The sequence below is a fragment of the Streptomyces sp. NPDC059454 genome (genome assembly GCF_042749965.1).
Lineage (GTDB): Bacteria > Actinomycetota > Actinomycetes > Streptomycetales > Streptomycetaceae > Streptomyces.
Genome location: NZ_JBHYVC010000016.1, coordinates 118,045 through 125,043, shown reverse-complemented (window position 1 = coordinate 125,043; position 6,999 = coordinate 118,045). Strand labels below are relative to the sequence as shown.

7 protein-coding genes are annotated in these 6,999 nt (G+C 71.6%); 2 read left to right on the top strand and 5 right to left on the bottom strand.

All coding sequences use genetic code 11. From position 1 onward, the window contains the following. Positions 1-74: 74 nt before the first annotated feature. Complete coding sequence (locus ACFXAE_RS14450) at positions 75-551, bottom strand: DUF2267 domain-containing protein (protein ID WP_384713260.1); 477 nt, start codon at positions 549-551, stop codon at positions 75-77. A 158-nt stretch (positions 552-709) separates the two neighbouring features. Then, positions 710-1,138, bottom strand: coding sequence for an Hsp20/alpha crystallin family protein (locus ACFXAE_RS14445; RefSeq protein ID WP_384713257.1), 429 nt, complete (start codon positions 1,136-1,138; stop codon positions 710-712). Positions 1,139-1,375: 237 nt separating this feature from the next. Here ACFXAE_RS14445 and ACFXAE_RS14440 point away from each other — a divergent pair, with 237 nt between their 5' ends. Further along, entirely contained in the window at positions 1,376-1,678 is a 303-nt protein-coding gene (locus tag ACFXAE_RS14440) for a hypothetical protein (protein ID WP_384713254.1), read from the top strand. Between the two features lie 29 nt (positions 1,679-1,707). Here the strand turns inward: ACFXAE_RS14440 and ACFXAE_RS14435 are convergent, their stop codons facing one another. From ACFXAE_RS14435 to ACFXAE_RS14425, 3 genes are all read right to left on the bottom strand, one after another. Beyond that, complete coding sequence (locus ACFXAE_RS14435) at positions 1,708-2,067, bottom strand: VOC family protein (RefSeq protein WP_384713251.1); 360 nt, start codon at positions 2,065-2,067, stop codon at positions 1,708-1,710. Positions 2,068-2,125: 58 nt separating this feature from the next. Continuing rightward, on the bottom strand, positions 2,126-3,640 hold the full coding sequence (locus tag ACFXAE_RS14430) for an MFS transporter (RefSeq protein ID WP_384713248.1): 1,515 nt from the start codon (positions 3,638-3,640) through the stop codon (positions 2,126-2,128). Between the two features lie 358 nt (positions 3,641-3,998). After that, entirely contained in the window at positions 3,999-5,381 is a 1,383-nt protein-coding gene (locus ACFXAE_RS14425) for a DUF445 domain-containing protein (protein ID WP_384713274.1), read from the bottom strand. Positions 5,382-5,589: 208 nt separating this feature from the next. On the opposite strand from ACFXAE_RS14425, the gene ACFXAE_RS14420 reads away from it, so the two are divergent. Beyond that, positions 5,590-6,957, top strand: coding sequence for an SGNH/GDSL hydrolase family protein (locus ACFXAE_RS14420; protein WP_384713245.1), 1,368 nt, complete (start codon positions 5,590-5,592; stop codon positions 6,955-6,957). Positions 6,958-6,999: the final 42 nt, after the last annotated feature.

The window sequence follows — 6,999 nt, the reverse complement described above, 5'->3', positions numbered from 1 at the left end:
AGAGACAGGACACGGGTCCGGGGCCGGGCCACGTCGGCGCGGTTCTCACGGGTGAGGGGGCCGCCGCCCGCTTCTCACGCCGGGGACAGTTCCGCCCGGCCGAAGAGCAGGGCGTAGCCCGGCGGCAGCTGGGCCAGGACGCGGGTCACCAGGGCGTCACCGACCACGTCGGGCAGGACGCTCAGGACCGAGCTGACGTCCCAGCGGGCCGTGGCCGGGGTCGCGCCCTCGATGCGGGCGGCCACCGAGTCGACGAACTCCGCGGCGGTCAGTCTGCGGTTCACCGGGATCTGCGAGGCGATCACTCTCGCCGCCTCCTCGGGCAGGGCGCGGGCCAGGTCGACGCGTTCGTCGCCGACGACGTGGCCGCCGAGGGCGGAGAGCACGACACGGGTGACGCTCTCCGCCTCCGACCGTGTCGGGTACTGGCCCGACTCCCGTACGGCGTCGATCAGTCGGTGCCAGCTGTCGTTGCGGGGCGCGGCTGCCGGGGCCGGGATGCCTCCGGCCTGCTTGATGGTCGCGGGCTTCTGTGGTGTCAGCGTGGTCATCCGGTGCTTCTCTCCTTCTCCGGTTCTCCAGTGCCCCGGTCTCCGGTTCTCCAGTGCCCCGGTTCTCCCCGGGCATGTGCCGCCCTGCGGGCCGGATGTGTGCGGGGGCGCGTCCCGCGGACCGTCCGGGTCCGCGGGACGCGCGGGGTGAGCGGGGGTCAGCCGCCGATCTGCTTGGGGCTGTCGCCGCCGCTGATCTGGATGCGGCGCGGCTTGGCCTGTTCGGCGACCGGGATGCGCAGGGTCAGGACACCGGACTCGTACGACGCGTCGATGCGCTCCGTGTCCAGGGTGTCGCCCAGGAACAGCTGGCGGGTGAAGGTGCCGGTGGGGCGCTCGGCGACCACGGTCTCCGCGCCCTCGGGCGCCGGGGAGCGGCGCTCGGCGCGCACGTTGAGGACGTTGCGCTCGACGTCGAGCTCGATCGTCTCGGGGTCGATGCCGGGGAGGTCGAAGTGGACGATGAAGTCGTCCCCCGCCCGGTAGGCGTCCATCGGCATCGCCGAGGGGCGGCCGTTGGAGGTGGCGCCGAAGACCTGCTGCGCGAGTCGGTCGAATTCGCGGAACGGGTCGGTACGCATGAGCATCACGGTCATCTCCTTCCGTGGGTGTCATCTGCGATGCCCTTACGGTCTTGCCTTCTTATATAGCTCGGGGGAGGAAAGTTGACAAGCAGGGACTCAGGTTGTGTCGCGCGGCCGGACACGGGCCTGGGCGCGGGCCTGGGCGCGGGCCTGGGCGCGGGGGCCGCTTCCTGGAGCGCTAGCCTCGGAGTCCGGACGACCCGGCCCGCTGGGCCGGCGCAGCGGCAGGAGGCAGCAGGCATGGCGAAGGTTCCCAGTTCGGTGGTGGCCGCGAGCGGACTCGTCGGGGGGTACGGCGTGGCCCGCTGGACCCGGAAGCGGCAGCTGGGCGGTGTCGTCCTCGCCGCCGCCGGGGCCGCCGCCGCGCAGCAGTGGCGGGAGCGGGCGGGCGGCAGGGCCGCGGGGGCGCTGTCGGTGGCGTACGTCGCCACGTTCGCCGGGTCGCACCCGCTGGCGAAGAAGGTGGGCGCCTGGCCCGCCGTGTTCGGGGCGGCGGGGGCCGTGGCGCTCGCCTCGTGGGCGGTGGCGGACCGGCGGGGCTGAGGCGCCGGTCCGGCCACGGGCCGTCGTCGTCAGGAGCGGTGCGTCAGTACGTTCACCACTCGGCCGTTCGGGTCACGAGTGAAGAAGCGGCGTACGCCCCACTCCTCGTCCCTCAGCTCGCGGACGATCTCCGCACCCGATGCCCGCACCCGCTCGTACACCGCGTCGACGTCCTCCACCTCCACGCTGAGGTCGGGGACCACCGGTGCCGTGCGCTCCTCGGTGAAGAAGCTGATCTGAGCGGTGGGGTTGGCGGGGGAGGCCAGGGTGGTCACCCAGCCCCTGTTCATGACCTCCTCGAAGCCCAGGAGGCCGTAGAAGGCCCGGCTGGTGTTCAGCGCCTCCTCGGAGGCGACCTGGATGTCGGGCACGATCCGGCGAACGGTCATCGTCGTACGGCTCCTGTCGGTCGGGCGGGTTCGCGCGCTGTTGTGGAGTCCGACTCCGTCACGCCGTCGCCGGTTCCGAACCGTCCGCGGCCGGGTCCGTACGGCTCCTGTCCTTCGCCTTCGACGCGGCCGTGAGCGGCGCGGCGATGTCCTCCAGGGAGCGGCGTTCCGCGTTCACCGCGAGGAAGGCCGCGACCAGGCCCGCCGCGCACATCAGGCCGGCGCCGATCCGGAAGGCGAGGACCGTGTCGCCGACCACGCCGGTTTCCGTGAGCTTCGCGAAGAGCAGGGGGCCGCTGATGCCGCCGGCGGCGGTGCCGAGGGCGTAGAAGAAGGCGATGGACATCGCGCGGGTCTCCATGGGGAAGACCTCGGAGACCGTCAGGTACGCGCTGCTCGCGCCCGCCGAGGCGAAGAACAGGACCGCGCACCAGCAGGCGGTGAGGGTCGTCGCGCTGAGCGAACCCCGGTCGAAGAGCCAGGCGGTGCCGAACAGCAGGATGCCCGAGAGCAGGTACGTGCCGGAGATCATCACCCGGCGGCCCACCGTGTCGAAGAGCTTGCCGAGCAGCAGCGGGCCCATGAAGTTGCCGACCGCGATCACGGCGAAGTAGTAGCCGGTGCTGCCGGACGGCACGTCGAAGAACGTGGTCAGGATCGCGCCGAAGCCGAAGGTGATGGCGTTGTAGAGGAACGCCTGGCCGATGAAGAGGGAGAAGCCGAGGACGGAGCGCCTGCGGTACTTGGCGAAGACGGTGCGGGCGATCTCGGTGAACGTGACGTTCTTCCGCTGCTGGATGGTGAGTTCGCCCTCCGGGCGGGGCAGCGGCTCGTTCCGCTCGGCCTCGACCCGTCGTTCGATGTCGCCGACGATGCGTTCCGCCTCCTCGTCGCGGCCGTGGATCAGCAGCCAGCGCGGGCTCTCGGGGACGTGACGGCGTACGAGGAGGATGACCAGGGAGAGGACGGCGCCGAGGGCGAAGGTCAGCCGCCAGCCGACGTTCGCCGGGAAGATGTCGGTGTTCAGGGCCAGGATCGACAGCAGGGAGCCGCCGACCGCGCCCAGCCAGAAGCTGCCGTTGATCATCAGGTCGACGCGGCCCCGGTACTGCGCCGGGATCAGCTCGTCGACCGCGGAGTTGATGGCCGCGTACTCGCCGCCGATGCCGAAGCCGGTGAGAAAGCGGAAGAGGAAGAACCACCAGGTGTCGAAGGCGACCGCGGTGAGGGCGGTGGCGCCGAGGTACACCGCGAGGGTGATCATGAAGAGCTTCTTACGGCCCCAGATGTCGGTCAGACGGCCCCAGAACAGGGCGCCCGCACAGGCGCCGGCCACGTAGAGGGCGGCGGCGATGCCGGTGACCTCGCCGGAGGTGATGGGCAGTCCGCTGCCGGGTTCGGAGAGGCGGCCGGCGATGTTGCCGACGACCGTGACCTCCAGACCGTCGAGGATCCACACGGTGCCGAGACCGAGGACGACGGTCCAGTGCCAGCGGGACCACGGGAGGCGGTCCAGGCGGGCGGGGATGCTGGTGGTGATGGTGCGTCCGGTCGCGGACTGCGCGGTGGTCATGGGCTCCCTCCCTGGCGAAGCGAACCTCCGTCGGATGCCCCGGTCGGGCGTTCTCACGCCCGCTCGCTTTTTCACGCCGGGGCGTGCGGGCCGGGGGCCTTCGGGCTTGCGGGGCGTGGGGGTCCGGCGGGTGCGTCGTGGGTGTTCGCGCAGTTCCCCGCGCCCCTAGGGGGCAGCCCGTCGTGGGTCCCCGCGGGTCCGTTGTGGTTGGCCGCGCAGTTCCCCGCGCCCCCAGGGGGTTGCGGTCGCCGTTGGTCGAGAGGACGAGGGGAACCTGGGAACCCGCGGTGAGGCCGCTCCCCCAGGGGCGCGGGGAACTGCGCGGACAGTCACGGCGTGCCCGTGGGAGCGTGGCGTGCTACGCCCCCAGGGCCCGTGACACCGTGTAGATCAGCAGACCGGCCAGGGAGCCGACCACCGTGCCGTTGATGCGGATGAACTGGAGGTCCCGGCCGATGTTGGCCTCGATCTTCTTCGTGGTGTGCTCGGCGTCCCAGCTCGCCACCGTGTCCGTGATCAGGGAGGTGATCTCCTTGCGGTAGGTGGTCACCACGTACACCGCCGCGCTCTCCAGCCAGCCGTCGACCTTGCCCTGCACCTTGGGGTCGAGCGACATGCGGGCCCCCAGGGAGAGCAGTGAGGCGCGCACGCGCAGGCGGAGTTCGCTGCGCTCGTCCTCCGCCGCCGAGACGATCATGGCCCGTACGGCGGTCCACGCGGAGGCGATCAGGTCCTGCACCTCGCTCCGGCCGATGATCTCGCTCTTGAGGCGTTCGACGCGGGCGCGGGTGTCGGTGTCGGACTGGAGGTCGGAGGCGAAGTCGGTGAGGAAGCGGTCCAGGGCGCCGCGCGCGGGGTGGGCGGGCATGTCGCGCATCTCGGTGACGAAGCGCAGCAGCTCCTTGTAGACGCGCTCGCCGACCTTGCGGTCGACGAATCGGGGCGTCCAGCCGGGCGCGCCGCCGTGGACGGCGTCCATCACGGTGTCGCTGTGCAGCACCAGCCAGTCGTGCCCGCGGGTGACGATGACGTCGACGGCCCGCTTGTGGCCGCCGTCCGCGACGATCCTCTCCAGCATCTTGCCCATGCCGGGCGCGATCTCCTGGGCGTCGGCGCGGCGGGTGATGGCCTCGCCGACCACCGCCTGGACGTCGGAGTCGCGCAGCACGGTCAGGGCGCCGCGCAGGGCCGCCGACAGTTCGGCGGTCACCCGGTCGGCGTGTTCGGGGACGGCGAGCCAGGCGCCGAGCCGGCTGCCGATGCCGACGGCGCGCAGCCGCTGCCGTACGACGTCCTCGGAGAGGAAGTTCTCCCCGACGAACTCGCCGAGGGAGACGCCGAGCTGGTCCTTCTTGGTGGGGATGATCGCGGTGTGCGGGATGCGCAGGCCCAGGGGGTGACGGAAGAGCGCGGTGACGGCGAACCAGTCGGCGAGCGCGCCGACCATGCCGGCCTCGGCCGCGGCGGCGACATAGCCCGCCCAGGGGCCGGCGCCCTGGTGGGAGGCCCATTCGGCGAGGACGTAGACGACGGCGACGAACAGCAGCAGCCCGGTGGCGGTGAGCTTCATCCGGCGCACCCCGCGCTGCTTCTCCTCGTCCGCGGGGCTGAACGTCGTCATCGTGCGGTTCGTGAAGGCGCCGGTGCGGGCATGCTGCCCTCCGGCGTCCCGGCCGCCTTTTTCCGCCATTTCCGCCGTTTCCGCCGTTTCCGCTGCTTCTTCTGTTCCGGCCCGTTCCATCCGCTCCACCCGTTCGGTGATCCCTCACACATTGTCCCTTCCTGACCGACTCCTGGAACGCGACAGGAGTTCCCGGCGTCTGTCCGGAGGGGGTTTGTCCAGGGGGAGCACCCAAGGGTCCCGCGTGTCAGCCTTCCCGGCCCATGGATCATCATGGGTTCATCGGATCGGAGCATCGGCTCCCGTCTCCCGAGGAGAACAGAACAGCATGACCCCGGGTCGTGACGGAGGCGCGGGGGCGCCTCCCGCCAAGCAGCGCGCTCTGCTCGCCGCGGTCGTCGCCGCGATCCTGGCGGTTTCCGCCGCCCTCTACGTCGGCATCGGAGTCGACGACGGCATGCGCGAGCGCGACACCCTCGCCGGTGGCCGTGGCGCACAGAACAACCCTGCCGCGCCCGCCTCCACCGGCACCTGGGTCGCCTCCTGGGCCACCTCCCCGGTCGGGGGCGAGCCCGGCACCGAGACGACCGGCCTCGCGGGCCGCTCGGTGCGCAACGTCGTCCACACCAGCGCCGGCGGTACGAGTGCCCGCGTCACGCTGTCCAACCTCTACGGCCAGTCGCCGCTGCCCCTCACGCACGCCTCGATCGCGGTGTCCGCGGACCCGGACACGGCTCAGGCGCTCGCGCAGACCATGCGGCCGCTGACCTTCACCGGAAGCCCGACGGTCGTCATCCCGCCGGGCGGGCAGGTGACGAGCGACGTGGTGCGCATCGCCGTCCCGCACGACGGGGACGTGCTGATCACGACGTACTCCCCCACCCCCTCCGGACCGGTCACCCATCACCCGCACGCGCGCCAGATCTCGTACGTCGCCGACGGCGAGCACACCCTGGACACGACGGGGACGGCGTACACCGGACAGAGCAAGGCCTGGCGGTACGTGACCGCGCTGGACGTGCTGAGCAACGAGTCGGACGGCACGGTCGTCGTCCTCGGGGACTCGCTGACCGACGGCGTCACCTCGACGACCGGGAAGAACAACCGGTGGCCGGACGTGCTGTCCGACCGGCTGCGGGAGGCGATCGGGGCCGGGCGGGACGTGCCGCGTTACAGCGTCGTCAACGAGGGGATCAGCGGGAATCGGGTCCTCACCGACGGGCTGGGGCGGCCGGCCTCGAATCCCAGCGGGCTGAACCGGTTCGAGCGGGACGTGCTGGGCCGGACGAACGCCAAGGTCGTCGTCGTCGCGCTCGGGATCAACGACATCCTGCGCCATCCGGGGACCGCCGATCCGGACACGATCGTCGCAGGACTGAACACGCTGGTCGAGCGGGCTCATGCGCGGGGGCTGAAGGTCGTGGGGGCGACGCTCATGCCGTTCGGTGGGCACCGGGGGTACACCGACGCGCGGGAGGACGTGCGGCGGCGGATCAACGCGGAGATCCGGGCGGGGCGGGTGTTCGACGCGGTCGTCGACTTCGACGAGGCGCTTCTCGATCCGTACGATCCGCGGCGGTTTCGGGCCGAGTACGACTCCGGGGATCATCTCCATCCGAGTGACAGGGGGTACACCCGGATGGCGGAGGCGTTCGATCTGGATCATCTGAAGGGTGGGGCTCCGGCGCGGTTGTAGGGGGTTCAGGGGTGTGGTTCTCGCCCCCTCCGCCCCTGCCCT